The organism is Haloarchaeobius marinus, assembly GCF_051207415.1.
GTDB lineage: Archaea > Halobacteriota > Halobacteria > Halobacteriales > Natrialbaceae > Haloarchaeobius.
This window is the reverse complement of record NZ_JBPKGD010000001.1, coordinates 114788-141316: the sequence shown is the minus strand read 5'-3', so window position 1 is coordinate 141316 and position 26529 is coordinate 114788. Positions and strand designations below refer to the sequence as shown.

The window sequence follows — 26529 nt, the reverse complement described above, 5'->3', positions numbered from 1 at the left end:
GGCCGGCGACCGACGCACCCCAGCAAGCGACCGGCCCCCGGGTCCCGGCGTTCGACGTGCTAGCAGGTCGATTTTTGTGTCAGCCCCGAGAGCGTCACGTCGATGACCGATTCCGCGAGAGGCGATGCGTCCCGGTCGTACGCCGGCGAGTCGACGGCCGAGCACCTCCGCGAGATAGCCCTGTACTTCCTCTACATCGGCGTCGTCGGGTTCGGTGGCCCGCTTGTCCACATCGCGATGATGGAGGACGACCTCGTGGGCGACGAGGGGTGGACCGACCAGGGGACGTTCATGGAGGGGCTGGCCATCTGCAACACGCTCCCCGGACCGGCGTCGACCCAGCTCGGCATCTTCATGGGCTGGGTCCGCGGCGGGACCCTCGGCGCACTCGTCGCCGGGGGTGCGTTCATGCTCCCGACGTTCGTCCTCGTCGTGTGCTTCTCGTGGCTCTACTTCGCGTACCAGACCGTCCCGTCGGTCGAGGCGTTCTTCTACGGCATCAACCCGGTCGTCATCGGACTCGTCACTGGCGCGGCGTGGTCGATGGGCCACTCCGCGCTGGCCGAGGGCCGAACCGACGCCGAGTTCGACGTCGGCCAGGAGACGTGGACCGTCGACTACCTCCTCGCCGTCCTGCTCGTCGCGACGCTGGTCGTCACCGTCGTCGTGAACCCGAATCCGGTCGTCTCGTTCGTCGCGGCCGGACTCGTCGCCGTCGCGGTCTACCGGTCGACGTGGGTGCGCCGGAACGCTCGCCGGGTCGGGCTGTGGGGTCTCGTCGGCGCGGCCGCGGCGGGGGTGTACCTCCTCCGCGACCGCGTCCTCGACCTGCTGGGACCGCGGGTCCGGGGCGCGCTGGAGGCCTCACCAGTGTGGGGACTGCTCACGACCCTCTGGGCGAACGAGTGGGTGCAGCTCTTCCTGTTCATGCTCTACACCGGGTCGTTCATCTACGGCGGCGGCCTCGTGCTGATACCGTTCATCGAGAAGTTCGTCGTCAACGAGTTCGGCTGGATGACCGCCCGCGAGTTCGTCGACGGCGTCGCCATCGGCCAGCTATCGCCGGGGCCGGTCGTGATGACGACGGCCTTCGTCGGGTACAAACTCCTGCTCGACGCGTCCGGCGGCGCGGTCGCCGTCGCCGTCGTGGGTGCGCTCGTGGCGACCGTCGGCGCGTTCGGCCCCTCGTTCGTGTTCATCCTCGGGTTCTTCCCGTACTTCGCCCGGGTCAGGGACGACGAGGTGGTCCAGTCGGCGCTCCTGGGCGTGAACGCCGCCGTGGTCGGGGCGATACTGGGCGCGACCGTGACGCTCGCACGGGAGTCCATCGTCGACCCGCTGACGGCCGTCCTGGCCGTCGGCACGTTCTGGCTGTTCCACCGGGACGTCGACGCGGTCTACCTCATCTTCGGCGGCGGTGCCGTCGGAATCGGGGCGTTCTACCTGCTGTAGGTGCGTCGCCGGTCAGGAGTCCGTCCGGCGCTCGTCGACGACCGTCAGGTCGCGGTCGACGGTCAGCGTCAGCGTCTCGTCGGCTATCGTCACCGACACCTCGGCGCGGAGGGGGTCCCTGCCGACCACGCTCGTCGCGTCGGCGCTGACCCAGTCGAGTTCCCAGAGCGGCGTCTCCCGGACGTCGACGCCGTGGTCGTAGTGGAAGGCGGCCGTGGCCGGGTGCGAGAGCAACGAGAGGCCCACGTCGGTGAACCAGCCGGTGCCACAGCGCTGGCACTCGTATCGCGAGAACGCCTCGAACGGGCCGTCGGAGAGCCACTCCGGCACGTCGTCCGCCTCCCCGTCGAGCAGCCACTTGTCGAGGGGGCCGTCGCAGACGTAACAGAAGCCGAGGTCTGCGGTGTGGTGGACGCGTTTCGTCCACCGGTGGGCCACGTCGACAGCCTCCGTCGCCGTGTGGCCGTCGAGCGCACCCGGTGGGACGTCTACCTGGGCGAAGTCGAGGTCGCAGTCGATACAGGTGATGCGGACCTCGGTGTCGTGGAACCGGGCCTCCAGGCGCGCCTCGCACTCGGGACAGGTGGCGTCCATCCGGACCGGGTCCGCCTCGATGCCCTTCGTGTACCCGCCGGAGAGGACCGCGCCGGCGACGCGAGCCCCCTCGCGCGTCAGCGCGTAGCCGTCCCCGTCCTCGCCGGTGACGAACTGGTCGGTGAGTTTGCCGAGGTGGTAGTTGAACTGCCCGGTGTCACGCATCCCGACCGCCTCTCGCAGGTCGCTGAACGCGAGCGGTTCGTCGGCGTCGAGCAGTGCCTGAAGCACCCGGACCCGGGTCTCGTGGGCGACCAGTTCGAACGCCGCTTCTGGCGGGAGTCGGTCGACGACGACGTCGTCCATGTGCGCCGGTTCCGGCACTCCAGCAAAGAAGGTTGCGTCCGTGACGTCCGGCGACGTCAGTCGTCGTCGGCCTCGCCGCCGTACACCGCCGCCGTCAGTTTCGCCTCGACGGAGTGGATACCCTCTCGCTCGCGGGCGCTCGCGGTGACGCGAACGAACTCGGCGTTGTCGCGGGCCGTGGCGAGGTCGAGTCCGCCGCAGTACGAGAGGCCGGACCTGATTCCGGCGAGGAACTCGTCGAGGTGCGGCCGGAGCGGCCCGACGGCGGGCGTGAGCACCTCCTCGCCCTCCCCCGCGTCGACGGGCACGTCCTTGTCGGTCCGGTCGTCGTTGGCCGCCTCGCTCGCCATCCCGCGGCTGACCTTGTAGCGCTCGCCGTCGATCCTGACCATGCGGCCGGGGGCCTCGTCGGTGCCGGCGAAGAAGCCCCCGAGCATCACCGCGTCCGCGCCGGACATGAGCGCCTTGACCGCGTCGCCGGAGGTTCGGATGCCGCCGTCGGCGATGGTCGCCACGCCGCGTGGACGGGCGGCGTCGGCGCAGTCGTCGACCGCCGTCAACTGGGGCACCCCGGCCCCGGCGACCGCCCGGGTCGTGCAGTGCGACCCGGGACCGACGCCCACCTTGACGCAGTCGGCACCCGCGACGGCGAGGTCGCGCACCGCCTCTGGGGTCGCGACGTTCCCGACGACGAGCGGGACGTCGGGGAACGCGTCGGCGAGGCGCCCGGTCGCGTCGAGGGCCCGTTCGAGGTGGCCGTGGGCCACGTCGACGACGACGGCCGCCGCGCCGGCGTCGATACCGGCGGCCGCGCGTTCCCTGACCGCCTCGTCGATGCCGACGGCGACGGCGGCGCGTTCGCCCGCGTCGGTCACGGCCCGTATCTCGGCAGCCTGTTCGTCGACGGTCGCGAACCGGTGGACGACGCCGAGTCCGCCGGCCGCGGAGAGTTCGGTCGCGAGGTCGGCCTCCGTCACCGTGTCCATCGCCGCGCCGAGCACCGGGACGTCGAGTTCGAGGTCGGGTGCGAGCGCGGTCGAGAGGTCGACGTCGTCCCTGGAGTCGACCGACGACCCCTGTGGTACGAGCAAGACGTCGCCGTAGGACAGGCCGGTTCTCACGTCCATTCGTCCGGCACAGGTAACGGGCGTCGGCCCCAAAAGTAGTCTGTCGGAAAGCCGGGGTACACACCCCATACTACCCGGTGTCGACGACCGTGGTGCTCACCAGCGGCCCGACTCGCTCACTCCTCGTCCAGTTCCGCCTGCCAGGCCTGGACCCGCGCCAGCAACTCGACCGGCGACGTCTCGTTCACGTCGACCGACCGGAGTTCGTCGAGGACGGACTCGACGGCCGGGTCGAGTGCGGGTTCGTCCGACCCCTGCGTCCCGGCCGACTGCCCGCCGTCGGCCGACGCGTCGGTCGGCCGCATCGTCCCGCTGTCGACGTCGAAGACGACCTGCTGGGTGCCGCCGTCGCCGTCGCCACTCCCCTTCGCCTCGATGGCCTTCTCCTGTCGCAGGCGGTCGAGGACGTCCCGGGCGCGGTCGACGACGGGAGCGGGGACGCCCGCGAGGTCTGCGACGTGCACGCCGTAGGACCGGTCGGTCGGGCCCTCGCGGACGGTCCGGAGGAACGTGACGTCGCCGCCGCGCCCGGACGAACCCCCGCCCGAAGACGGCGAGTCCGGGTCGCCGTCGACCGCGACGTGGACGTTCCGGACGCGTTCGAGGTGTTCGGCGAGCCCCGTCAGTTCGTGGTAGTGGGTCGCGAACAGCGTCTTCGCCCGAATCTCGTTGTGCAGGTACTCGACGGCGGCCCAGGCGATCGAGATGCCGTCGTACGTCGCGGTCCCGCGACCCACCTCGTCAAGGACGACCAGCGAGTCCTCGGTCGCCGAGTGGAGGATGTTCGAGAGTTCCTGCATCTCGACCATGAACGTCGACCGGCCCTGGGCGAGTTCGTCCAGCGCACCGACCCGCGTGTAGATGCCGTCGACGAGACCGACCGTGGCCTCGCGGGCGGGGACGAAGCTCCCGACCTGTGCGAGCAGGACGACGAGCGCGGTCTGGCGCATGTACGTCGACTTCCCGCTCATGTTCGGGCCGGTGACGACGGTGAACGTGCGCTCGTCGTCCATGCGGCAGTCGTTCGGGACGAACTCGACGGTCTGTTCGACGACCGGGTGCCGGCCGGCACGCACGTCGAGGACGCGGTCGTCGGTGAGCGTCGGGCGCGTCCAGTCGTTCGAGACGGCGTGGGTGGCGAGTCCCGCCAGCACGTCGACCTCGGCGACGGTTCGCCCGACGTCCTGCAGCAGTTCGGCGCGGGCCGCGACCCGGTCCCGCAAGCCCTCGAACAGGCGCGCTTCGAGGTCGGCGCGTCGTTCCTCCAGGCGGAACAGTTCGCGCTCCTTCTCCGCGAGTTCGTCCGTGCGGAACCGCTTCGAGTTCTTCAGCGTCTTCACGTGCCGGAAGTGGTCCGGGACGCCGTCGGCGGCGGACTTGCCGACCTGGACGTAGTAGCCGTCGGTCTTGTTCCGGTCGACGGTGACGTGGCTCAGGCCGTACTCGCGTTTCACCCGGTCGGCGAGGTCGTCGAAGTACGACTGGACCGCCTCGTGTCGCTCGCGCACCTCGTCGAGTTCCTCGTCGTAGCCGCGCTGGAACAGGCCACCCTGCGTCGTCGTCTTCGGCGGGTCCTCGGCGAGCGCGTCGGCGAGTTCGGCCCGCAGGTCGGCCGCGGCGTCGCGGTCCGGCCGCGACAGCACGTCGACGAGGGGCGAGTCCGCGAGCTGGGGCGACGCGTCGACGGCCGTGGCGAGGTCGGGCAGGACGGCGAGCGTGTCCCGCACCCGGAGCAGGTCGGTCGCGTCGGCGGTCCCGCCGACGGCCTTCGAGGCGAGGCGTTCGAGGTCGTACGCGTCGGCCAGTACCTCCCGGACCTCCTCCCGGCCGAGTGCGCCCGAGGCGAACGCGCCGACGGCCGCCTGCCGCCGGTCGAGGAGGTCGCGGTCCCGCCGGGGGCGCTGGAGCCACTCCTTCAGCAACCGACCACCCGGGCTGGTGACGGTGTGGTCGACCGTGGCGAACAGGCTGCCCGACCGGTCGCCGTGCATCGTCTCGGTCAGTTCGAGGTTCCGCTGGGTCGTCGCGTCGAGTTCGACGTGGTCGTCGCCGTGGTACGGCTGGACCCGCGTCATCGACGCCAGCACGCCCGTCCCGGTCTCCTCGACGTACGAGAGCACGGCGCCCGCCGCCCGGACGCCGAGGTCACCGACCCCCAGACTCTCGAACGTCTCGTCGCCGAAGTGGTCGCGGGCGACGCTGCCCGCCCGGCCGGGGGCGAACGTCTCGGCGTCCGGGAGCGACAGTCGTGCGTCGGTGCGCTCTCTGACCCGGTCGCAGAACGTGCCGTCGTCCCGGACCCCGGGGTCGGGCAGGACCTCGGCCGGTCCGAAGCGGTACAGTTCCGTCAGCGCGGCGTCGTCGCCGGCGACGCTCGTCACGTGGAACCGGCCGGTCGTCACGTCCGCGAACGCCAGGCCGTAGTCGTCGCCGTCCCTGACCACGGCGGCGAGGTACTGCGCGTCGGCACCGCCGACCGACAGCAGCGTCCCCGGCGTCACGACGCGCTCTATCTCCCGGTAGATGCTCCCGTCGGTCTCGTGCTGTTCGGCGACGGCGACCCGGTACCCGCGTTCGACCAGCGCCTTCAGGTACGGCGTCAGGTCGTCGACGGGCACGCCCGCCATCGGGTACGACGAACCGTGACTCGACTTCTGGCTCACCTTCAGGTCCAGTTCCTCGGCGACGAGTTCCGCGTCGTCCGCGAAGAACTCGTAGAAGTCGCCACACTGCATCGCGAGCACGTCTGCGTCGGACTCCTCCTTGAGGGCGAGGAACTCCCCCACGATACCCGTCGCCTCGGTCATACTCGCTTCTGGGCGGCAGTCCGGGTAAAAGCCTGCGGGTTGGGTCTCGGGGCGAGGGCACGGTACCGGGGCACCGTCGCCGGCGACCGGGTTAGGCACTCCCGTACCAAGGAACTTTTTTGAACGAGAGACGGGTACGAATGCCCATGACCGAGGAGCAGTCCGGCGACGGACTCGATGGGGAAGACGTTGTCGAGGGGGACAACGTGACCGAAGGAAGTGACGCCGTCGAGAACGGCGGGACGGTCACCCGCTCCGACGACGGGGGCGGCGAGCAGGCGCCGGATGCCCCGGACGAGCGAGTCTCCGACGACGGAGGCGGCGAGCAGGCGCCGGACGCGCCGGACGAGCGAGTCTCCGACGACGAGCAGGTCACGGACCCGACCCCGGGCGTCCCGGACGAGGAGACGCTGGACGTCCCGGCGGACGTCGCGAGGTACGACCGGTTCCAGAAGATGGACGGCGCCCAGTACGACCGGGTGAACGAGTTCCTCCGCGACCGGACGTACATCACGGCCCGGGAGTGGGCCATCGGCCGCCTGTGCTCCGACTTCCGCACCGAGACGGGCGTCGAGATGACCAAGATCGGCGAGAACCTGCCCGAACTCGTCCCGTTCATGACCGACACGTACACGCCGCAGGCGGTCAACCAGGCCCGGTCGGCGTTCGAGGAGAAGGTACGCAAGGCGGGCGCGACGTTCCTCTACGGCGCGATGTGTGACTTCTTCACGGCCGAGGAACTGGACGACGTGATGTACGAGTCGACGGAGGTCGCGAAGTTCCTGCTCGAAGTGGAGGGCGTCGATCTCTCGGTCGACGAGGAACTCGACGCCGAGGAGCGAATCTCGTCGGTGATGCGGGAGGTTCGCGAGGCGAGTGCCGAGTTGCGGAACGACGACTGAGGCCTCAGTCCGACTCCGGCAGGAACAGGTCGGGGTCGGTCTGTGCGAACGTCAGGATGCGACGCCGGTCGAGCGGTCGGACGTGAATCCTGAGTTCGCCCTCCCGCCGGACCATCTCGACGAACGACTCCGAACTCCCGACGCTGTAGTACGCCGGGACGAGGACGACCGCCTCGGCCGTCTCGTTCTCCAGCGCGGCGACGAAGAAGACGACGCCGTTCTGCTCTGCACGGAAGACGTCGACCTCGTCGAACTCGCCGGGACCGTCGACGAGGTCGGCGACGGTGTCGAACTCGTCGTCGGGAACCAGGACGTCCAGTCCCGTCCGGGCGTCGTCCCGCCCGACGTCCTCGTCGGCGATGGCGGCGACGTCGCCGGGGTGGCACTCCACCGCAGTCCAGCCGTCCTCGCGGTACTCCTCGGCGGTCGCTTCCATGTCTGCCACGACCTGCCCCCAGACGGGCGTCACGCGGTTGGCGACCGTCTCGACCGCCTCGGCGTCCTCGAACTCGTCCATACTCTCGGCCGAGGTAGCCACCGACAAAAAGCCTTCCACTCCCCGGACGGCCGGTGGCCACGCCGCATGCGAAGAATTATTGTTCGTCAACGCCGCCAATCCAATAGTGACCGATCTCCTGTCTATTTCCGGCCTCAGAACGCAGTTCGACACCGCCCGCGGGACGGTGAAGGCAGTCGACGGCATCGACCTCACCGTCGGGCGCGGCGAGACCGTCGGACTCGTCGGCGAGAGTGGGTCTGGCAAGAGCGTGACCGCGCTCTCGGCGATGCAACTCGTCGAGGAACCGGGCGACGTGGCGGACGGACGGATACTGTTCAGGGACGACGACCTCGCAGAGCGTCTCGAAGAGAAGTACGAGGAACGGGCGAGCGAGTTCGTCACCGACGGCGTCGTGGACCTGGCGAGCGCCCCCGAGACGGTGATGCGCGACATCCGTGGCGGGGAGATGAGCATGATATTCCAGGACCCGATGACCTCGCTCAACCCCGCGATGACCGTCGGCGAGCAGGTCGCCGAGAGCCTGAAACTCCACCGCTACGGCGGGCAACGGAAGGACACGTGGCTGAACGCGGTCCGCGAAGCGTTCCCGGGACAGGACCTCCCGGACGAGGTGGTCGACGACGTCATCGAGATACTCGACGCCGTCGGGATACCCGAACCCGAGGCCCGCATCGACGAGTACCCTCACGAGTTCTCCGGCGGGATGCGCCAGCGCGTCCTCATCGCCATCGCACTCGCGTGTCGGCCGCAGTTGCTCGTCGCCGACGAACCGACGACGGCGCTGGACGTGACCATCCAGGCGCAGATTCTCGACCTCATCAACGACCTGCAGGACGACCTCGGCATGTCCGTGCTCTTCATCACCCACGACCTCGGCGTCGTCGCCGAGACCTGCGACCGCGTCGCCGTCATGTACGCCGGCGAGATAGTCGAGGAGGGACCGGTCGAGGAGATATTCCACGACCCGTCACACCCCTACACGTACGCACTGCTGCAGTCGATTCCACGGGAGGACACCGACCGTCTCGACCCCATCGAGGGGAACGTCCCCGACCTCATCGACATGCCCGATGGCTGCCACTTCGCGCCGCGGTGCCCGTGGGCCAAGGAGGAGTGTACGAGCGGGGAGATTCCGTACCTCCAGCACGGACCGGAGACGACCGACCACCGGGCCAAGTGCATCCTCGAGGACTTCGACAGGAGCGAGTACGGGGCCGAGGAACCCGCGATGTCGGCCGAGTCGAAGACGTTCACCGGCGACCCGTTGCTCCACGTCGAGGACCTGCGCAAGTACTTCTCGCAGGCCGACGACCTGCTCGACAAGTGGCTGGCGACCGAGCCACAGACCGTCAAGGCGGTCGACGGCGTCTCGCTCGACATCTACGAGGGCGAGACGCTGGGGCTGGTCGGCGAGTCCGGGTGTGGCAAGTCGACCACCGGCCGGACCATCCTCCAGTTGCTGGAACCGACGAGCGGGACCGTGGTCTACGCCGGCGACGACCTGATCGGCGGCGGAAGCGGCGACCTCCGGGAGAAGCGCCGGGACCTCCAGATGATATTCCAGGACCCGCTGTCGTCGCTGGACCCCCGGATGACCGTCGGCCAGACGATCGTCGAACCGCTGAAGATACACGGTCTGCCCGAGGACACCGGCGACAGGTCGGCACGCGAGGCCCGCCGGGACCGCGCCGTCGAACTCATGGAGGCCGTGGGTCTCGACCCGGCGCAGTTCGACCGGTACCCACACGAGATGTCGGGCGGGCAGCGCCAGCGCGTCGGCATCGCCCGTGCGCTCGCTGTCGACCCCGACTTCATCGTCGCCGACGAACCGGTGTCGGCGCTGGACGTCTCCGTGCAGGCCCAGATACTGAACCTGCTCGAGGACCTGCAGGAGGAGTTCGGGCTGACCTACCTGTTCATCGCCCACGACCTGAGCGTCGTCCGGCACATCTGCGACCGCGTCGCGGTCATGTACCTCGGGAAGGTCGTCGAGAGCGCGCCGACCGTGGAACTGTTCGACGACCCACGGCACCCCTACACGCAGGCGCTCCTGTCGTCGATTCCCAGACCTGACCCGCTCGCAGACACCGACGACCGCGTCATCCTGAAGGGCGACGTGCCGAGTCCCATCGACCCGCCCTCCGGGTGTAACTTCCGGACGCGGTGTCCACAGGTCATCCAACCGGACGGCCTGAACGTCGACCAGGAGCTCTACCGCGAGGTGATGAACTACCGCGAACGCGTCGAGGACCGGGACATCCCCGTCGACGTCGTCCGTGAGGCCACCGCGGAACGGGAGGAGCGGGCGACTGCGGCGGCGACCGACGGTGGCGCGAACACGGAGGCGGTGGTCGACGAGATACTCGACCGCGAGTTCGACACGCGACCGACCGGCGAGGTCGGCGACGTCGTCGCCCGGGCGACGGAGCGACTCGTCGACGACGACTGGGAGGACGCTGCCGACCTGCTCCGCGAGCACTTCGAGAGCCCCTGCGAGCGCGAGGAACCCACCCGTGGCGACGGACCCCATCCGGCAGCCTGTCACCTGGTCGACGACCGGTAACCTCTCGGCGAAGAGTGTACTCGAATCGTAGTTCACTACATTAGTTTTGTGAACTGTTGTCACCCTATCGGTATGTTTATAAAGCCAGTGGTAGCAATCGTTGCCTATGGCACGTGATATCGACCGGCGGAACTTCTTGAAAGCGGCAGGTGGAGCGACCGTCGCGACGACGATGACGGCAGGATGTCTAGGCTCACTAACAGGTGGCGACGGAGGTGGGACACTGGTCTACGCGCGTGGTGACCACCCCGAGAACTACGACCCACAGCAGACGACGAGCGGTGAGGTGGCGAAGGTAACCAACCAGATATTCGACCAGCTCATCCAGTTCGAGGCCGGGAGCGGTGGCCAGCTCATCGACGGCCTGGCGACGGAGTACGGGCTCGAGGGGACGACGGCGACCCTGACGCTCCGTGAGGGCGTCACGTTCCACAACGGCGAGGAGTTCACCGCCGCCGACGCGAAGGCGACCATCCAGCGGTTCACCGACTCGGAGTACGAGTACTACCTCGGCGACGCCCGCTCGGGCTACGGGCCGTTCACCTTCGGCAACTGGGTCGAGAGCATCGACGCCAGTTCCGACTACGAACTCACGATCAACCTCGTCCAGCAGTACGCGCCGTTCCTGCGCAACCTGGCGATGTTCGCCGCGGCCATCCTCTCGAAGGCCCAGATAGAGTCCCTCGACGACCAGACCGCCCTCGGGACGAACCCGCAGGGGACCGGTCCGTTCACGTTCGAGGAACTCGACAACGCGAACTCCCGCGTCAGCCTCGGCGCGTACGGCGACTACTGGGGCGAGGGCCCGAACGTCGACGGCGTCGTGTTCAAGACCATCGGCCAGAACTCGACCCGCGTCCAGGACGTCATCAACGGCGACTCCCACATCACCGACAACCTCGACTCCCAGTCCTCACAGCAGGCCCAGGACTCGGACACGGCCGAACTGGTCTCGAAGAACGGCATCAACGTCGGCTACATGGCGTTCAACATGGAGCGCGTCGAGGCGTTCCGCAACAAGCAGGTCCGGAAGGCCATCAGCCTCGCCATCAACACGGAGGCCATCGTCAACGACATCTACCAGGGCTTCGCCAGCCAGGCCGACCAGCCGCTCCCGCCGGACGTGATGGGGCACAACGACGACCTCGAACCGTACCCGCACGACAAGGAGCAAGCACAGACGCTCCTCGAGGAGGCCGGCGTCTCGAACCTCGAGTTCGAACTGGCGCACTTCTCGAACCCGCGTGGGTACAACCCGAGCCCCGTCCAGACGGCGAACCAGGTCAAGTCCGACCTCGAGGAGATCGGCATGACCGTGAACCTGAACCAGTTCTCGACGTTCAGTTCCTACCTCGACTACACCGACCAGGGGAACCACGACGCGTGTTTCCTCGGCTGGTACACCGACAACGCCGACCCGGACAACTTCATGTACGTCCTGCTCGACCCGAAGGTCTCGCTGGACGCCGTCCCGCAGGGCCAGGACTGGGTCAGCTTCGACACCGAGAACTACAGCACCCTCAACGTGTCCGCGTGGGCGAACACCGAGTACATGCAGAAGGTCCGTGACGCCCAGTCGACCTACGACGAGTCGACCCGCCAGACCCTCTACGAGGAGGCGAGCGCCATCGCGAACGACGAAGCCCCCTGGGTGTTCATCGACTACGCCCAGACGCTCCGTGCGGTGAACGAGGCGGTCGTCCCCGACTCCTACACCGTCAGTTCCGTCGGCGGTCCGTTCCTCGAACAGGTCCAGCTCGGCTGAGGGTTCGGCGACCCGCGGCCGGATACCAAGCGTTTTTACCCGGGATATCTAACGTCCCACCGTCTTACAACATGGTTTCGAAGCGGTTCGTCCTGAAACGGCTGTTGTTGCTCGTTCCGGTGCTGTTCGGAGTGGCGTCGCTGGTGTTCGCCATCCTCCACCTCGCGCCGGGCGACCCGGCCCGCATCATCGTCGGGCAGCGTGCCTCACAGTCCCAGGTGGAGGCGGTCCGTGAGAGCCTCGGGCTGACCGACCCGCTGTACGTCCAGTACGGTCGGTTCCTCGTCGACGCCGCGCAGTTCAAGTTCGGCGACTCCTACCAGGTCTCGCAGGGGAACCCGGTCCGGCAGGTGCTCGCGACGCGGCTGCCCGTCACCATCGAACTCGCGCTCTACGGACAGGCCATCGGCATCATGCTCGGCATCCCGCTGGGCGTCCTCTCGGCCGTGAAGCAGGACAGCCTCACGGACCACCTCACCCGCATCGGGGCCCTCACCGGCATCTCGGTGCCCATCTACTGGTCCGGACCGCTGCTCATCCTGTTCTTCTCGGCGTGGCTCGGCCTCTTCCCCGCCGGGAGCCGTATCTCCTCGACCATCTTCCTCGACGACCACTGGACGCTGTTCGGGATGGAACTCCCGCTGACCGGGATGGTCACGGTCGACACGCTGTTGCTCGGCCGCCTCGACGCCTGGATATCGGCGGTCCACCACATGTTCCTGCCGGCGGTGACCATCGGCGTCTACTCGATGGCGCTCATCTCCCGGATGATGCGGTCGTCGATGCTCGAGGTCGTCAGACAGGACTACATGCGGACCGCCCGCGCGAAGGGGCAGGGTGCGAAGATAACCGTCCTGAAACACGGCTTCAGGAACGCGTTCATCCCCGTCGTCACGGTCATCGGCATCCAGTTCGGGAGCCTCCTCGGCGGCGCGGTGCTGACCGAGACCGTGTTCGGCATCGGCGGCGTCGGGACGACGCTCGTCGAGGCCATCAGCGACACCGACTACCCCGTCGTCCAGGGGACCGTGTTGACGTTCGCGCTGCTGTTCACGCTCGTGAACCTCGGCGTCGACATCACGTACAGCTACCTCGACCCGCGGATCGAACAATAACAATGAGCACTGAGACACAGACCAGCGACTTCGAGGACAGGGGGGTCGTCGACCGACTGCGCAACTCGCCGTTCCTCTCCGAGTTGCTGTCGAATCGACTCGCACTCATCGGACTCACCATCATCTTCGGGATGTTGCTCCTGGCCATCTTCGCACGGTTCGCGTACGACATCGACGTACTCCGGAGTTCGCAACTGGGTGGCACCATCCCCGACCGCGCACCGCCGGTCTGGACGGGGGCGGCCGAATCCGCCGGCCTGTTCGGGACCGACGCATCGGCACGCGACATCTACTCGCGGACGCTGTACGGCGCGTGGATCGCACTGAAGTTCGGCACCATCACCGTCGCCATCTCGACGGTGGCGGGCGTCGGACTCGGCATCATCGCCGCCTACTACGGCGGCGCGACTGACAACGTCATCATGCGCACGATGGACGTGCTGCTCGCGTTCCCGTCCCTGCTCCTCGCGCTGGCGCTCGTCGCCATCTTCGGTGCCGGCCTCTGGAAGGCCGTCCTCGCGCTGATACTGGTGTACACGCCGCGGTTCGCCCGCGTCGTCCGCGGGGCGGCGCTGAAGGTGCTCGAAGACGAGTACATCGACGCCACGGTCGCACTCGGGGCGGCAGACCCACGTGTGCTCGTCAGACACATCTTCCCGAACACGCTCGCACCCATCACCGTCCAGTCGACGCTGAACTTCGGGCTGGCCATCATCGACATCGCCGCCCTGTCGTTCCTCGGCTTCGGGGCACAGGCCGGTGCGCCGTCGTGGGGCCTGATGCTCTCCAACGGCGTCGAGAACGGGTTGCTCACCGGGAAGTGGTGGATGTCGTTCTTCCCGGGGCTGTTCCTGGCCGTCACCGTCCTCGGGTTCAACCTGCTCGGCGACGGGATGCGCGACGCACTCGACCCGCGGATGCGTGACACTGTCGACTGATGAACGTCGTCCGCCGGGTCCGACTCGTCGCCGACGCGCTCGTCGCGGGCGTCGTCGTGAGCGTCCTCGCGGTTCTCGCGTTACTCGCGACAGGTGAGCCACCGGTACGTGCCGTAGAGACCGTCTTCGCCGTCGGTGCGCTCGCCCTCGGCATCGGCCTGCTCGGATGGTCGGGGTCGGTGATGGCGGGTCGAGGGGTCGAGAACATGCAGGACCACATGGATCTGGACTCGGACTGGACGGAGACCAGGTCCCGGCGCGCGATGGCGCGCATCAGTGGGTTCGGGGGCGGACTGCTGGTCGGGAGTGCGCTCCTCGAAGTGTTCGCGTTCTGACCGGCCGACCTACGACCGGACGTTCTCACCGACTGCCTCACCGAAGCCCTCGACCGCGTCCCAGACGACCGTCCCGCGAACCGTCGTCAACTCCGGGAAGACGCCGGTCCGGCCCTCGAACGGCGTCCACCCGCACTTGGAGTGGAGGTCCTCGCCGCGAATCTCGCGGGGAGCGTCGACGTCGTACAGCGCGAGGTCCGCGTCGTAACCCTCGGCGACCTGCCCCTTCGAGGGCAGGTCGAAGACGTCGGCCGGGGTGGTCGCGACCAGGTCGCGGACGCGTTCGGCGTCGAGTCGGCCGGCCGCGACCTCGGCGAGCAGGAGCGGGACCATCGTCTCCACGCCGGGGACGCCCGACGGGGCGTCCCGGATGCTCGCCTCCTTCTCGGCGCGGGTGTGGGGTGCGTGGTCCGTCGCGACGATGTCGACGGTCCCGTCGGCGACGCGCTCGAAGACGGCTTCTCGACGCTCCTCGGAGCGAAGCGGCGGATTCATCCGTCCGAACGTGCCGAGGTCCGGGAGGTCCGCCCGCGAGAGGAACAGGTGGTGTGGCGTGACCTCGCAGGTGGCCCCGGCCTCGGCCGCGGCGTCGATGCCCTCCGGCGTCGACGTGTGGGCGATGTGGACCGCCGCGTCAGACTCGACGGCGACGTCGCAGGCGCGCTCGACGGCGGCGGCCTCGGCCTCGGCAGTCCGGTAGGCTGACCAGGCGTCGGCGTCTGCGTCGCGGCCGATACCGTCGCCGGCGGCCGCGAGCGCGTCCTCGTCGAACAGGTCGGCGTCCTCGGCGTGGACCGTCACGGTCACGTCGTTCGCACCCGCCCGTGCGACCGCGTCGGCGAACAGGTCGGCCTCGATTCCCATGTCGCCGGTCGAGTCCGCGAGGAAGACCTCGCCGAGGGCGAACAGGGGACGGTCGAACAGCGAGTCGGGGTCCCACGACCCGGTGACGCCGCCGTTGATGCCCCAGTCGACCAGCGAGTCCGTGGCGAGACGGGCCTTCTCGTCGAAGGCCGCCCCGGTCACGGTCGGCGGGTCGGTGTTCGGCTGGTCGACGACGGTGGTCACGCCGCCGGCGGCGGCGCTCTTCGAACCGGTCGCCCACGTCTCCTTGTGCGAGAAGCCGGGCTGTCTGAAGTGGACGTGTGCGTCGATAGCACCGGGGAGGAGCAGTTTGCCCGTCGCGTCGAGGTCGTACTCGCCGCCGAGGTCGCCGACGGCGTCGATGGTGTCGCCGTCGACGCGCACGTCGGCGGTGGTCCCGTCCGCGAGCGTGGCGTTGCCGATGAGCATACGTTCACTCCCGTCGGCGCGGCCCTAAGTCTCCCGAAGCGGTTCGACCGTCGCGTCCGGGCCGGCGAGTTCGGTCTCCAGCGTCTCGCGGACGACGTCGGGGTCGGCGGTGCCGGCGGCGCGTTCGACGCTTCCGACGGCGTCGGGGTCGAAGGGGGCGTCGAGGGCGGCGTACACCTCGTCGAGCACCGCCGCGAGTTCAGCGTGGTTCCGGACGATGCAGACGCCGGAGGTGACGGCCGCGTCCGACCTGACGCGCTGTGCGATGCCGACGAGTTTCCCGTCGCGCTGGAGCGAGTGCTGGCCGGGGCAGAAGGCGTCGGCCGGTTCGCCACGCTCTGCCGGGACGCCGAGTCGACGCAGCGCCCGCTGTACGTCGACGGTGAGCGCCTCGTACCGGTCGTCGAGGCCGGTCCGGGCGTCCTCGACCGGCACGAGGCGGGCGAACGCGAGCGTCGTCTCGCCGTCGTAGGCGACGGCGCGGCCACCGACGCTCCGCTGGACGGGGTCGAATCCCGCGTCCCGGGCGGCGGCGGCGGCCGCCTCGTAGCCCGGTTCGTTCGCGTCGCGACGGCCGAACGCGACGATCCGGTGCGGTGCCCACACTCGAACGGCCGGTTCGCCCGTCTCGCCGACCTCGTCCAGCAACCGGGCCGTCGCCTCGCTGTCGGCGACGGGCGTCCCGGCGCGTCCACGTACGACTCGCATGTCCTCGGCTTCGGGGCGACGCGTCTAAACCCGTCCGGTCCGAAGCGACGCCCGATGGTGGTCACGCTCGGCCCGGCGGTCCTGTCGCAGTACGACCGGCTCTCGCTCTACAACTCGCCGTACCCGGCCCACGACCGGGGGCACGCGGTCGACTGCTACCCCGGGGACGACTGCGCGTCGAGTCCCGTCGCTGGCGAGGTGCTCGATACCGTGACCGTGCGCGGTCCGCCACGCCCCTACGCCGACGAGGACGACCACCTCGTGCTCGTCGCGGTCGACGTGGACGCGACGCCCGGCCTCTCCGCCGACGAGGACGACCTCGTCGCCCGCGTCATGCACGTCGACCCGGTCGTCGGGCCTGGCGACGAGGTGGCCGTCGGCGACGACCTCGGCGACCTCGTCTTCCCCGGGTTCTTCGGACCGTGGGTCGACCCGCACCTCCACGTCGGCTTCCGGCGACCCGACCAGCACCTCCGGCGCGCCTCGGGGTCGCTCCCGGTGGTCGCCGACGTGACCGTCGACCCCGTCCCGTGGGACGGCACCGGTGACGTGGTCGCCGTCGGTGAGACGTGGGCGCTGCTCGACGCGCCCGCCCACCCCCGCCCGGGAACCGGCTTCGTCGGCATCGCCGCGACGGCCGCCGACGGGTCGACGGCGGTACTCGACGGCGGCCTCCGTCACTACGACCACGGCGGCCTGTTCGGCGGCGCCGACGGCCCGGTCGCCTTCCTCGGGGAACGCGTCGGCGTCGCCGCCGACCGCACCGTCGCCTGGGACGACGTGACCGTCCGCGCGAACGGCGACCCGGTCCACGGGCTCTCGCTCTTTCTGGCCCGAGACGACGGGTTCGGCGCGAAACTGGTCTGTCCGGACGCCACCTTCGAGGTCGGCGAGTCCGTCGCCGTGACGGTCGAGCCAACGTAGCCGTCGCTCCGTGGGTTTATTGCAGAGGACGCGGCCAACGCCGGGGTGACCTGAGACAGCACCGACCGACGGTCCGCGGGTGTGCGACGCCCCGTCGGTCGTCCCCTCGAAGCGTCGCCTGCTCGCTATTCGGTCTCGGCGACGACGACGACGACGACGTCCGTCACTCGCTCCCGACGAACGACACCTCGTCGGCCGTCGTCACCTCGCCGAACAGCCAGTCGGCGTGCTCCAGCGCGTACGTCCTGTGCTCGTCCTCGATGGCGCCGATGCAGTCCTTCACGAGCACCGGCCGGTAATCACGCAGTCCGGCGCTCCCCCCGGTGTGGAGCACGCAGACGTTCGCCAGCGTCCCGCACATGACGAGGTCGTCGATACCACGGGCGCTCAGCCAGCCGTCCAGTTCCGTCTGGTAGAACGCGTCGTAGGTGTGCTTCTCGACCACGTAGTCCTCCTCCCGGACGTCGAGTTCCTCGACCAGTTCGGCCCCCCACGACCCTTCGAGAACGTGTTCGCCCCACTGTTCGAACTCGTCGTAGTAGTGGGCGCCGTCGAACTGTTCCGGCGGGTGGACGTCCCGGGTGAAGACCACGCGGACGCCCGCCTCGTGCGCCCGGTCGACCAGCGACGCGACCGGGTCGACGGCCGCCTCGCTACCGGGTGCGTAGAGGTTCCCGTCCGGTTTGCAGAAGCCGTTCTGCATGTCCACGACGACGAGCGCCGTGTCGTCGGTGTCGAAGTTCATGTTCGACAGTTCGAACGGCGCGGCCAAATCGGTTGTGCCACCGCGAACCTGTCGTTTATTTCGCCGTGGACCGTTTACCGAGGCATGCGACCACTCCCGACCCTCCTCGTCGCCCTGCTCGTCGTCCTCGCTGGCTGTGGCGCGGTCACCGGGCCGTCGAACACGACGGCACCGGCGACGGAGACGACAGCAGCGACCGACGGGTCACAGACGGCCACGGCGACAGGCCCGGGAGAGGGCGACGCCTCGGTGGCACCGGCCGACCCGGACGAGGACGTCCTCGGCTGGGAGGACGGCTACTGGTACAACGAGAGCATCGACGTCGACCGGAGCGACGGCCTGAACGACTCCGAACTCGACGCCGTCGTCGCCCGCGGCATGGCTCGCGTCGAAGAGATCCGCCGACTGGAGTTCGAGAAGCGCGTTCCGGTCGAGATACTCACCCGCCAGGAGTACGTCGAGCAGGTCGAGTCGAGCAACACGACGGCGGCGAACCGCCTCCACCAGAACGTGAAGTGGGAGGCGATGTTCATGGTCAACGAGTCGACCGACGCCATCGCCGTCCAGAACCGCAACTTCGCGGGCGGGGTCGGCGGGTTCTACTCTCCGACCGAGGAGCGCATCGTCATCGTCTCCGACTCGGAGACCCCCGAGATGAACGAGATAACGCTCTCCCAGGAGCTGTTCCACGCCCTGCAGGACCAGCGGTTCAACGTCTCCGACTACAACCAGTCGACGCAGGAACTGCACAACGCCCGGGACGGCATCATCGAGGGCGACGGCAACTACGTCGACCAGCTGTACCAGGACCGCTGCGACGCCGACTGGGACTGCCTGCTGCCCCAGCAGCAGGGCGGGGGCGCCCAGCCGGACATCCACATCGGTCTGTACCAGGTCTCGTTCCAGCCGTACAGCGACGGCGTGGTGTTCGTCCAGCAACTCCACCAGCGGGGCGGCTGGGAGGCCGTGAACGCGGTGTACGAGAACCCCCCGGCGAGCACGGAACAGACCATCCACCCGGACCTGTACGAGCAGGACCAGCCCACCGACGTCACCATCGAGGACACCAGTTCCGGCGAGTGGGAGGTGCTCGACCTGGAGGGGCCGGTCGACCACGCCTCCTTCGGCGAGGCCGGACTCTTCGTGATGATGTGGTACCCGTCCTTCGTCGAGACGCAGGAGAGCCAGTCGCTACAGGAGGTCGTCGTCCCGTACCGCGAGCATCTGAACTACGACGGCCAGCGACTCAACCAGACCGACCCGTTCAACTACGACCACCCGGTGACCGCCGGCTGGGACGGTGACAGGCTCCTGCCCTACGTCACTGCCGACTCGGCGTCGACCAACGAGACCGGTTACGTCTGGAAGTTCGAGTGGGACACCGAAGACGACGCGGCCGAGTTCGTCGCCGGATACGAGGAACTCCTCGCACACCACGGGGCAGAACCGGTCGACGGACGACCCGACACGTTCCGCATCGCCGACGACGAGGAGTTCGGTGACGCGTACTACGTCGTCCAGCAGGGGACGACCGTCGTCGTGGTCAACGCGCCCACGGTCGAGGACCTGAACGGCGTCCGGGCCGGCGCAGGGACGTCGAACGCCAGCGTCTCCGCCAGCCCGGCCGTCACGGGCGGGGCCTGAACCCGGGCCAAACTCCTTTGCCGCGGCCGCCGAACGGAGACCCATGAGAGGTTTCGCCGCCGTCGGTTGCCTCCTCGGACTGGTCCTCCTCGCCGGCTGTATCGGTCTCGGGTTCGCCGACGACCGGCTGGCCGAACCAGAATCGAACCGTCCCGACCCGGACGGGAACGAGGACGTCATCGGCTGGGAGGACGGCTACTGGTGGAACGACTCCGTCCCCGTCGAGTCCAGCGACGGACTCACCCAGGCCGAGATCGACGCGGTCACCGCACGGGCGATGGCCCGCATCGAGCGCATCCGCGGCTACGAGTTCACCGACGACGTCTCGGTCGAGGTCATCTCCCGGGAGACGTACCGCGAACGTCGCGGCGACGGCCGTCCCTCCCAGGCGTGGCGCGAGCAGTTCTGGGAGTCGCTGTTCATCGTCGGCGAGGACACCACCGTCGACGACGCGTTCGGGGAACTGTACGGGTCCTCGGTGCTCGGCTACTACTCCGGCGGGGACATCGTCGTCGTGAGCGACACCCCCGACGACCTCAGGCTCTCGCGGGGGACGCTCGTCCACGAACTCGAACACGCGCTCCAGGACCAGCGACTGGGCATCGGGTCGAGTGCACGGACGAAGGACGGACGACTGGCCGCGGTCGGCGTCGTCGAGGGGGACGCGAACTACGTCGAGACGCTGTACGAGCGCCGGTGTTCCGACGGCCGGTTCGACTGCATCTCCGTCCCCGAGGCCACCGGTGACAGCGGCGGGGGCGACGTGAACCTCGGTCTCTCCGTGGCGACGTACGTCCCGTACGCCGAGGGCGAGGCGTTCGTCGCCCGACTCCACGAACGCGGCGGCTGGGACGCCGTCGACGCCGCGTTCGCCGACCGCCCGGTCAGCACCGAACAGCTCGTGCATCCGGAGGCCTACCCCGACGAGCGCCCGGCGTCGGTGTCCCTCCCCGACCGCTCGTCCGGCGAGTGGCAGCGGCTGTCCGACGACGGCGAGCCGATACTCGAGACGGCCGGCGAGACGTACATCTACTCGATGCTGTGGTACGCAGAGGTGGTGCCGCGAGACCACCTCACCGCTACCGAGAGCGACGTCAGTCGATACACGTACGACCACCCCGACTCGGCTGGCTGGGGCGGCGACCGGATGGCGTTCTACACCGACGGCTCCGACTACGGCTACGTCTGGAAGACGACGTGGGACACGACCGCCGACGCTCGCGAGTTCGTGCGGGCCTACGAGGGCGTGCTCGAAGCCAACGGTGCGGACTCCCGTGGCGACGGCGTCTACGTCGTCCCCGACGGGGAGTTCCAGGACGCCTTCCACGTCGTCAGGACCGGCGAGACCGTACTCGTCGTGAACGCTCCGACAGTCGGCGACCTGGACGGCGTCCACGCACCGGCGGCCACCGGGTCGACCAACACCGCCACCGACCGGACGAGGAGGCAAGTCACAACCGTGTAGGTTTTTCGGGCGGCACGTCAAGCGAACGCTATGGACGACCCGTTCGATACGGTCCCAGGGGAGGCGATACGCGACGGTCGGGCGACCGACGCCTACTTCGAACGACTCGAAGCAGCGCTCGACTACGCCGGGACGAACCCGACCGTGGTCGCGGAGGTGACCGCCGACCAGTTCCCGACCGGCGAGTTCGAACTCCTGGCCGGCGTAGCAGACGCCGCACGACTCCTCTCGGGACGGCAACTCGACGTGGACTCGATCCGGGAGGGCCGACTGTTCGACGGCGGCCCAGTGATGCGAATCGAGGGGCCGTACCTGGAGTTCGCCCGGTTCGAGACGTCGCTGCTCGGGTTCCTCTCGCAGGCCACCGGCTTCGCGACGGCCGCGCTGGAGGCCAGACTGGCAGCACCCGACTCGCAGGTACTCTCCTTCGGTGCCCGGCACGTCCACCCGTCGCTGGCGGCCGTCGTCGAGCGGAGCGCGCTGGTCGCCGGCTTCGACGGGTTCTCCCACGTCGCCGCCGGCGAGATACTCGGTCGGCAGGCCAGCGGGACGATGCCCCACGCCCTCGTCATCTGCATGGGCCGGGGCGAACAGGAACGTGCCTGGCGCGCGTTCCACGAGAGCACACCGGAAGACGTCCCCCGGATCGCCCTGTGTGACACCTACACCGACGAGGTCGACGAGGTGTTGCGTGCCGTCGAGGAACTCGGCGACGACCTGGACGGCGTCCGACTCGACACGACCGGGTCGCGACGCGGGGACTTCAGACACATCGTCCGCGAGGTGCGCTGGGAACTCGACGCTCGCGGGTACGACGACGTCGGCGTGTTCCTGAGCGGCGGGTTGACCGCCGGGGCGCTCCGCGAACTGCGCGACGTCGCCGACGGCTTCGGCGTCGGGAGCCACGTCACGAACGCCGACCCCGTCGACTTCGCGCTCGACATCGTGACCGTCGACGGCGAACCGGCGGCGAAGCGAGGAAAGCTCTCCGGGGCGAAACAGGTGTACCGGACGGACGACGGCGGCCACGCCGTCGCCCTCGCGGACGCGCCGGGACCGGCGGACGCCGAACCGTTGCTGGAGCCACTGCTCCGGGACGGTGAACTCGTCAGGGAGTTCGACGTGGACGAGGCGGCGCGACGGGCGCTCGCCGACGCCGAGCGCGTCGGCCTGGAGTGAGAATCAGCGTTCCGGCCCTGTCCCACACGCGTCGTTCGGTGTCGGCGACTGCCCGCGCTCCGCGCAGCCTACCTGGTCAGTTCTTCGATGCTGCCTTCCGGTTCGCGCTCGCGGAATATCTGTCCCTCGAACAGGGTCACCATCACGTCCTCCTGCTGCCAGGCCGTCGGGGGGAGCCCGGCCTTCCGGCAGACGCGGCCGAGGTACTCCTCTTTGGTCCAGCCGTGTTCGACCGGGACGGTCGGGTAGAGCCACCCGCGTTCGGAGCCGGTGTCGATGGCGACGCCGTGTTCGCCCAGTTCCATGTCGTCGAGGGGATTGTCCGTGAGGACGACGTTGCAGACACAGCAGACCGACACTGTGAGACTGGATAGCTCGGTCGGCGTGACCTCCGAGCCACAGGAGTCCGCGCTCGCTGCCTCTATCGCGGCGTCGACGATGACGTGCCCTAGCTGGTCGTTCGAGTCGTACCCACCGGCGCATCCGCGAAGGCTCCCACGCCCACGTGTGGATTCGAGCCGTACGAACGCCCCAGTGCGGTTGTAGAAGGCGTCGATCATGCTCCCCGGCTGCTCCCGACGACCGTTCAAGACGAAGCCCTCGACCGCTTCTCTGGCGAGTTCGACGGCCCGTGCCCCGTCGTCGTAGGTCAGACTGACGCTCTGTGCCTTCGACATACATTCACCATGGACCGACATGCTCTTGAACGCTTTCGTTTCGATTCGTCACTCCCTAACATGGAGTAACGAGTCGTTAACGGGCACCATACCTGCCGATTTCGTCCTCTCCGGGCCGTCTGACTGACCCGTCGGCGTCACGTCCACCCCGTCGACGATACGGTCGTAGTACCAGTATAATCCTCTCGGGCGCGTGAGATGACGGTCGACCCGACCGAGACACTTAAACGGCGGACGGCGGTAGATTCACACGGTAGAGAGAGCCTGGCTTCCGCGACGTGTCCTTCGGACACGGTTCGTGAGGAAAGTCCCCCCACCGTCCGAACAGGTGGCCGGGCGCAAGCCCGGAGCGGGAAACCGCTGGCTCTGGAACAGAAACGAGACCCCTCGCTCCGAGCGATGAGGCGCGAGCGGCGACGCGAGTCACCGCCCGGCGCGAACGGCGCGAGCCGTGAGCGCGCGAACCGACCCGCAAGGGAAGGGAGTTGACCCGCCGAGCGCGCGTGGCCGTCCGCGGCCACGCCCCGGACGAGCGAGAACGGATGGAACGGCGAAACCCCACCGGTGCAAGTCCGCGCCGTAAGGTAGTTCGGACACGTGGCGACGGACGCTCAGCCGAATGCCGGGACGAACAGAAGGGGGCTTACTCCTCTCTGCCGATTCGAGTTCGCGAGCGACGGCGCTCTTCAGTCGTCGTCGAACCCTTCCTCCCACCTGAACGTCCCGTTTCGCTGCACCACGTCGCCGTCGACGGAGAGGAACGAGTCCTCGCTCACGTCGGTTATCATGTCGACGTGGACCGCCGAATCGTTGCCCGGTTCGCCCTCGGGCAGGTTCGCGTCGTAGGCGCGGCCGACGGCCATGTGGACGGTGTCGCCCATCTTCTCGTCGAAGAGGATGTTGTCCGTGAACCGGTCGATCCCCCGGTTCATCCCGATGCCGAGTTCGCCCAGTCGGCGGGCACCCTCGTCGGTGTCGAGGATGGCGGTCAGGACGTCCTCGTTCTGGGCGGCGCTGTGTTCGACGACCTCGTCGTCCTCGAAGACGAGGCGCACGTCGCTGACGCGCTTGCCCCGGAACGTCATCGGCACGTCGAACAGCACCTCGCCCTCGACGTCGTACGGGGCGGTGAACACCTCGCCGCTGGGGAGGTTGTGGCTGTCGTAGGCGACGGAGGCGGCTGAGTTGACCGCCGTGCGTCCCTCGATGGACATCGTGATGTCCGTCCCCTCCTTGACGAGGCGGACCTCGCTCCCCTCGTCGAGAATCTCCTTCATCCTGGCCATCTCCTCGGCGAGGGACTCCCAGTCGCGCAGGACGGCGTCGTAGACGAAGTTCTGGTACTCCTCGTAGGCCATCCCGGCCTGCTGGGCGAGCGAGCGCGTCGGGTGGAGCGTCGACACCCAGTCGGTGTCCATCCACGCCTCGCGGACCTTCTGGGTGGCCTTCGAGGACGCCTGCCTGGTCTCGGCGGGGACGTCGGCCATCGCGCTGGTGTTCCGTCCACCACCCAGGCGGAGCGCCACGTCGGCGTTCTCGACGTGTGCGAGCGTGTGGGCCGGGTCCTCGTCGAAGTCTCGGTCGTGGTTCCTGAGGTAGGCACGGGTGACCTCGCTCGACCCGTACTGCACCGACATGTTCGCACCGACTGCGCCGAGTTCCTCGGCGACTGCGACGGCCAGGTCGTGTGCGCCCTCGTCCACGGTCACGATGACGTTGTCGCCCGGTTCGACGCGGGCGCTCCAGTTCACGAGCACCTCGGCGTGTTCCCGGATGCGTTCGTCCATGGCGCGATACTCCGACGGTCGGACACAAAACTGGACCGGAGTCGAACTACTTCGCCGCCACCCGGTACCGTCCGCCGACCTCGTTCGTGTTGAGTTCGTCCGCCCGTCGCTTCGCCGTCTTCCGGTCCTCGAACGGCCCTTCGAACTCGTGACCGTCCACCACCACGTAGTACTCTGGCATCGTTGACGGGTGTATCGGGGCAGGGGTTATCTTTGTGACGACTCTGCACGTCGTCGTCCAGTCCGTCGAACAGAAGTGGGGTGGGCCAGAGTCGAACTGGCGACCTCCTCCTTGTAAGGGAGGTGTCATGACCTACTAGACCACCACCCCGCGTTCCGTCGTAGCGAACCCGGCGGAATAACACTTCCTTTTTTTCTGTGCGATTCCCAACACGGGGTGTGGACCGAGAACGCGCCCTCCGAGTCGCTCTGCTGGTCGTCGCCCTCGGCCTCGTCGTCGGCCTGTTCTGGTACGTCGGCGTCGTCGAACTGCCCGGCGAGAACAGACACGACGGCGGGGTCGTCACCGTCACCGACGAGGACGGGACCGAGAAGGCGGTCGTCGCGGTCGAGGTCGCAGACACGCGACAGGAGCGGATCACCGGCCTCAGCGACCACGAGTCGCTGGCCCCCGGGAACGGGATGTGGTTCGTCTACGACGATGAACAGGAACGGACGTACGTGATGCGCCAGATGGACTTCCCGCTTGACATCATCTTCGTCGGTGAGGACGGCCGTATCACGAGCATCCACCACAAGCGTGCGCCCGAACCCGGCGAGGACGGCGAGGAGATCACGGCGACCGGAACCGGGATGTACGTCCTGGAGGTACCCCGTGGCTACGCGAACGAGACCGGGATGGAGGTCGGCGACCACGTCGACGTGACCTACAACGCCTCCTCGTGACCAGCGACGGCGAGTCGACCGCAACGCCTACCACGCCGCCCGGTGGACGTTCGGGCATGAGTGACGACGCCACTGCAGCGCTCGCATCGCGCGAGGGCTGGCGCGACGAGGGGTTCGCCGCCCGAGTCCACTACGAGGGTGCCGGCGACCGGTACAGCATCGAGTACTACGCCCCGAGCGACTGCGTCCTCTACTGGAAGGTCAAAGGCGACGGCGAGACGGCGGTTCCAGTCGGACGGAACACCGTCCCGGACCCGTTGCGGGCGCGCATCCGCGAGGACCTGTCCGAGTCGGGCGTCGACCCCGACGTCGAGCGTCGCAGTCTGTAGTAAACACCGTCTCCCGTCTGGGGACTCCTCCGGAATTACGGGGGACCTCGGATGGAGAACTATCTCCTCCAGGAACCACTACTCGGTCGGTAACGGTTCGTCACAGGTTTTACACCGCGTTCGAGAACCGGAGTTCCGGGCACCACACGCCGAACAGTTGACCTTCGATTCCGGCGGTTCGGTGTCCCCTCCGGACGTCACTGCACGGACCACGAGGATGTCGAAATGGAGGTCCAGGACGATCGCCACGATCATGAGCAGGACGATGCCCATCGAAACGAAGAGGTCCGCCAGTGGGAACGAATCGACACCGAGTGCGACCGGCAGTACCATGCGCAGGGACACACGTCGAATCGACCAAAGTGTTTCGATGGATACAGGAATGGGGCTGCCGCCGGGAACTCCGATTCCCGAGCGTACCGACCCCCGGGTACCGAGTACGCGCTCC

At 68.4% G+C, this 26529-nt stretch carries 24 protein-coding genes, 1 tRNA gene and 1 other RNA gene; 14 read left to right on the top strand and 12 right to left on the bottom strand.

All coding sequences use genetic code 11. From position 1 onward, the window contains the following. Nucleotides 1-102 precede the first annotated feature (102 nt). Complete coding sequence (gene chrA / locus ACSC1W_RS00795) at nt 103-1452, top strand: chromate efflux transporter (RefSeq protein WP_435344538.1); 1350 nt, start codon at nt 103-105, stop codon at nt 1450-1452. A 12-nt stretch (nt 1453-1464) separates the two neighbouring features. On the opposite strand, the gene ACSC1W_RS00790 is transcribed toward chrA, so the two are convergent. The 3 genes from ACSC1W_RS00790 to mutS all read right to left on the bottom strand — a co-directional run bounded on the left by ACSC1W_RS00790 (nt 1465) and on the right by mutS (nt 6286). Continuing rightward, the gene (locus tag ACSC1W_RS00790; protein ID WP_435344537.1) at nt 1465-2352 is read right to left on the bottom strand and encodes a winged helix-turn-helix domain-containing protein; all 888 of its coding nucleotides are present in this window, start codon (nt 2350-2352) and stop codon (nt 1465-1467) included. A gap of 56 nt (nt 2353-2408) precedes the next feature. Further along, the gene (locus ACSC1W_RS00785) at nt 2409-3479 is read right to left on the bottom strand and encodes a guanosine monophosphate reductase (protein ID WP_435344535.1); all 1071 of its coding nucleotides are present in this window, start codon (nt 3477-3479) and stop codon (nt 2409-2411) included. Between the two features lie 116 nt (nt 3480-3595). Continuing rightward, on the bottom strand, nt 3596-6286 hold the full coding sequence (mutS, locus tag ACSC1W_RS00780; RefSeq protein ID WP_435344533.1) for a DNA mismatch repair protein MutS: 2691 nt from the start codon (nt 6284-6286) through the stop codon (nt 3596-3598). A gap of 146 nt (nt 6287-6432) precedes the next feature. Here mutS and ACSC1W_RS00775 point away from each other — a divergent pair, with 146 nt between their 5' ends. Then, nucleotides 6433-7188, top strand: a complete 756-nt coding sequence (locus ACSC1W_RS00775) for a DUF5806 family protein (RefSeq protein ID WP_435344532.1) — start codon at nt 6433-6435, stop codon at nt 7186-7188. 4 nt (nt 7189-7192) lie between these two features. Here the strand turns inward: ACSC1W_RS00775 and ACSC1W_RS00770 are convergent, their stop codons facing one another. Then, nucleotides 7193-7705: a DUF7529 family protein gene (locus ACSC1W_RS00770; protein WP_435344530.1), complete on the bottom strand. Its 513-nt coding sequence runs from the start codon at nt 7703-7705 to the stop codon at nt 7193-7195. Between the two features lie 106 nt (nt 7706-7811). Here ACSC1W_RS00770 and ACSC1W_RS00765 point away from each other — a divergent pair, with 106 nt between their 5' ends. From ACSC1W_RS00765 to ACSC1W_RS00745, 5 genes are all read left to right on the top strand, one after another. Continuing rightward, nucleotides 7812-10271: a dipeptide ABC transporter ATP-binding protein gene (locus ACSC1W_RS00765; protein WP_435344528.1), complete on the top strand. Its 2460-nt coding sequence runs from the start codon at nt 7812-7814 to the stop codon at nt 10269-10271. A 106-nt stretch (nt 10272-10377) separates the two neighbouring features. Further along, nucleotides 10378-12036 carry an ABC transporter substrate-binding protein gene (locus ACSC1W_RS00760; RefSeq protein ID WP_435344526.1) on the top strand — a complete coding sequence of 553 codons (1659 nt, stop codon included), beginning with the start codon at nt 10378-10380 and terminating at the stop codon, nt 12034-12036. A 71-nt stretch (nt 12037-12107) separates the two neighbouring features. Beyond that, nucleotides 12108-13151 carry an ABC transporter permease gene (locus ACSC1W_RS00755; protein WP_435344524.1) on the top strand — a complete coding sequence of 348 codons (1044 nt, stop codon included), beginning with the start codon at nt 12108-12110 and terminating at the stop codon, nt 13149-13151. Nucleotides 13152-13153: 2 nt separating this feature from the next. Continuing rightward, on the top strand, nt 13154-14089 hold the full coding sequence (locus ACSC1W_RS00750) for an ABC transporter permease (protein ID WP_435344522.1): 936 nt from the start codon (nt 13154-13156) through the stop codon (nt 14087-14089). After that, complete coding sequence (locus ACSC1W_RS00745) at nt 14089-14424, top strand: DUF7268 family protein (RefSeq protein WP_435344520.1); 336 nt, start codon at nt 14089-14091, stop codon at nt 14422-14424. Before ACSC1W_RS00750 ends, ACSC1W_RS00745 begins: the two co-directional genes overlap by 1 nt. A 9-nt stretch (nt 14425-14433) precedes the next feature. Here the strand turns inward: ACSC1W_RS00745 and ACSC1W_RS00740 are convergent, their stop codons facing one another. Beyond that, nucleotides 14434-15717, bottom strand: a complete 1284-nt coding sequence (locus ACSC1W_RS00740; RefSeq protein ID WP_435344518.1) for a dihydroorotase — start codon at nt 15715-15717, stop codon at nt 14434-14436. 24 nt (nt 15718-15741) lie between these two features. Beyond that, entirely contained in the window at nt 15742-16425 is a 684-nt protein-coding gene (locus ACSC1W_RS00735) for a lipoate--protein ligase family protein (protein ID WP_435344516.1), read from the bottom strand. A 54-nt stretch (nt 16426-16479) separates the two neighbouring features. On the opposite strand from ACSC1W_RS00735, the gene ACSC1W_RS00730 reads away from it, so the two are divergent. Continuing rightward, the gene (locus ACSC1W_RS00730; protein WP_435344514.1) at nt 16480-17349 is read left to right on the top strand and encodes a DUF8155 domain-containing protein; all 870 of its coding nucleotides are present in this window, start codon (nt 16480-16482) and stop codon (nt 17347-17349) included. A gap of 163 nt (nt 17350-17512) precedes the next feature. Here ACSC1W_RS00730 and ACSC1W_RS00725 read toward each other — a convergent pair whose 3' ends face one another. Next, entirely contained in the window at nt 17513-18094 is a 582-nt protein-coding gene (locus ACSC1W_RS00725; protein ID WP_435344512.1) for a cysteine hydrolase family protein, read from the bottom strand. An 84-nt stretch (nt 18095-18178) separates the two neighbouring features. Between ACSC1W_RS00725 and ACSC1W_RS00720 the strand changes: the two genes are divergently transcribed. Genes ACSC1W_RS00720 through ACSC1W_RS00710 form a run of 3 tightly spaced genes read left to right on the top strand, consistent with a single transcriptional unit; the run spans nt 18179 to nt 22382 of the window. Beyond that, the gene (locus ACSC1W_RS00720) at nt 18179-19738 is read left to right on the top strand and encodes an Hvo_1808 family surface protein (RefSeq protein ID WP_435344510.1); all 1560 of its coding nucleotides are present in this window, start codon (nt 18179-18181) and stop codon (nt 19736-19738) included. A 43-nt stretch (nt 19739-19781) separates the two neighbouring features. Continuing rightward, nucleotides 19782-21203 carry an Hvo_1808 family surface protein gene (locus tag ACSC1W_RS00715; protein ID WP_435344509.1) on the top strand — a complete coding sequence of 474 codons (1422 nt, stop codon included), beginning with the start codon at nt 19782-19784 and terminating at the stop codon, nt 21201-21203. Between the two features lie 30 nt (nt 21204-21233). Next, nucleotides 21234-22382, top strand: a complete 1149-nt coding sequence (locus tag ACSC1W_RS00710) for a nicotinate phosphoribosyltransferase (RefSeq protein ID WP_435344507.1) — start codon at nt 21234-21236, stop codon at nt 22380-22382. A 68-nt stretch (nt 22383-22450) separates the two neighbouring features. On the opposite strand, the gene ACSC1W_RS00705 is transcribed toward ACSC1W_RS00710, so the two are convergent. Then, entirely contained in the window at nt 22451-23059 is a 609-nt protein-coding gene (locus tag ACSC1W_RS00705; RefSeq protein ID WP_435344505.1) for a TIGR00296 family protein, read from the bottom strand. A 252-nt stretch (nt 23060-23311) separates the two neighbouring features. Between ACSC1W_RS00705 and rnpB the strand changes: the two genes are divergently transcribed. Further along, nucleotides 23312-23717, top strand: an RNA gene (gene rnpB / locus ACSC1W_RS00700) — RNase P RNA component. A gap of 28 nt (nt 23718-23745) precedes the next feature. Here rnpB and ACSC1W_RS00695 read toward each other — a convergent pair. The 3 genes from ACSC1W_RS00695 to ACSC1W_RS00685 all read right to left on the bottom strand — a co-directional run bounded on the left by ACSC1W_RS00695 (nt 23746) and on the right by ACSC1W_RS00685 (nt 25177). Next, a complete protein-coding gene (locus tag ACSC1W_RS00695; protein WP_435344503.1) occupies nt 23746-24846 on the bottom strand; it encodes an aminopeptidase in 1101 nt (366 codons plus the stop codon). A 46-nt stretch (nt 24847-24892) separates the two neighbouring features. Further along, nucleotides 24893-25027 (bottom strand): hypothetical protein, encoded by a 135-nt coding sequence (locus ACSC1W_RS00690; protein WP_435344502.1) that lies wholly within the window; start codon nt 25025-25027, stop codon nt 24893-24895. 76 nt (nt 25028-25103) lie between these two features. Next, a tRNA-Val gene (locus ACSC1W_RS00685) sits at nt 25104-25177 on the bottom strand. A gap of 68 nt (nt 25178-25245) precedes the next feature. On the opposite strand from ACSC1W_RS00685, the gene ACSC1W_RS00680 reads away from it, so the two are divergent. Then, nucleotides 25246-25752, top strand: coding sequence for a DUF192 domain-containing protein (locus tag ACSC1W_RS00680; protein WP_435344500.1), 507 nt, complete (start codon nt 25246-25248; stop codon nt 25750-25752). 56 nt (nt 25753-25808) lie between these two features. Next, on the top strand, nt 25809-26081 hold the full coding sequence (locus tag ACSC1W_RS00675; protein ID WP_435344498.1) for a DUF7538 family protein: 273 nt from the start codon (nt 25809-25811) through the stop codon (nt 26079-26081). Between the two features lie 78 nt (nt 26082-26159). Here ACSC1W_RS00675 and ACSC1W_RS00670 read toward each other — a convergent pair whose 3' ends face one another. After that, entirely contained in the window at nt 26160-26414 is a 255-nt protein-coding gene (locus ACSC1W_RS00670; protein WP_435344497.1) for a hypothetical protein, read from the bottom strand. Between the last annotated feature and the right edge of the window lie 115 nt (nt 26415-26529).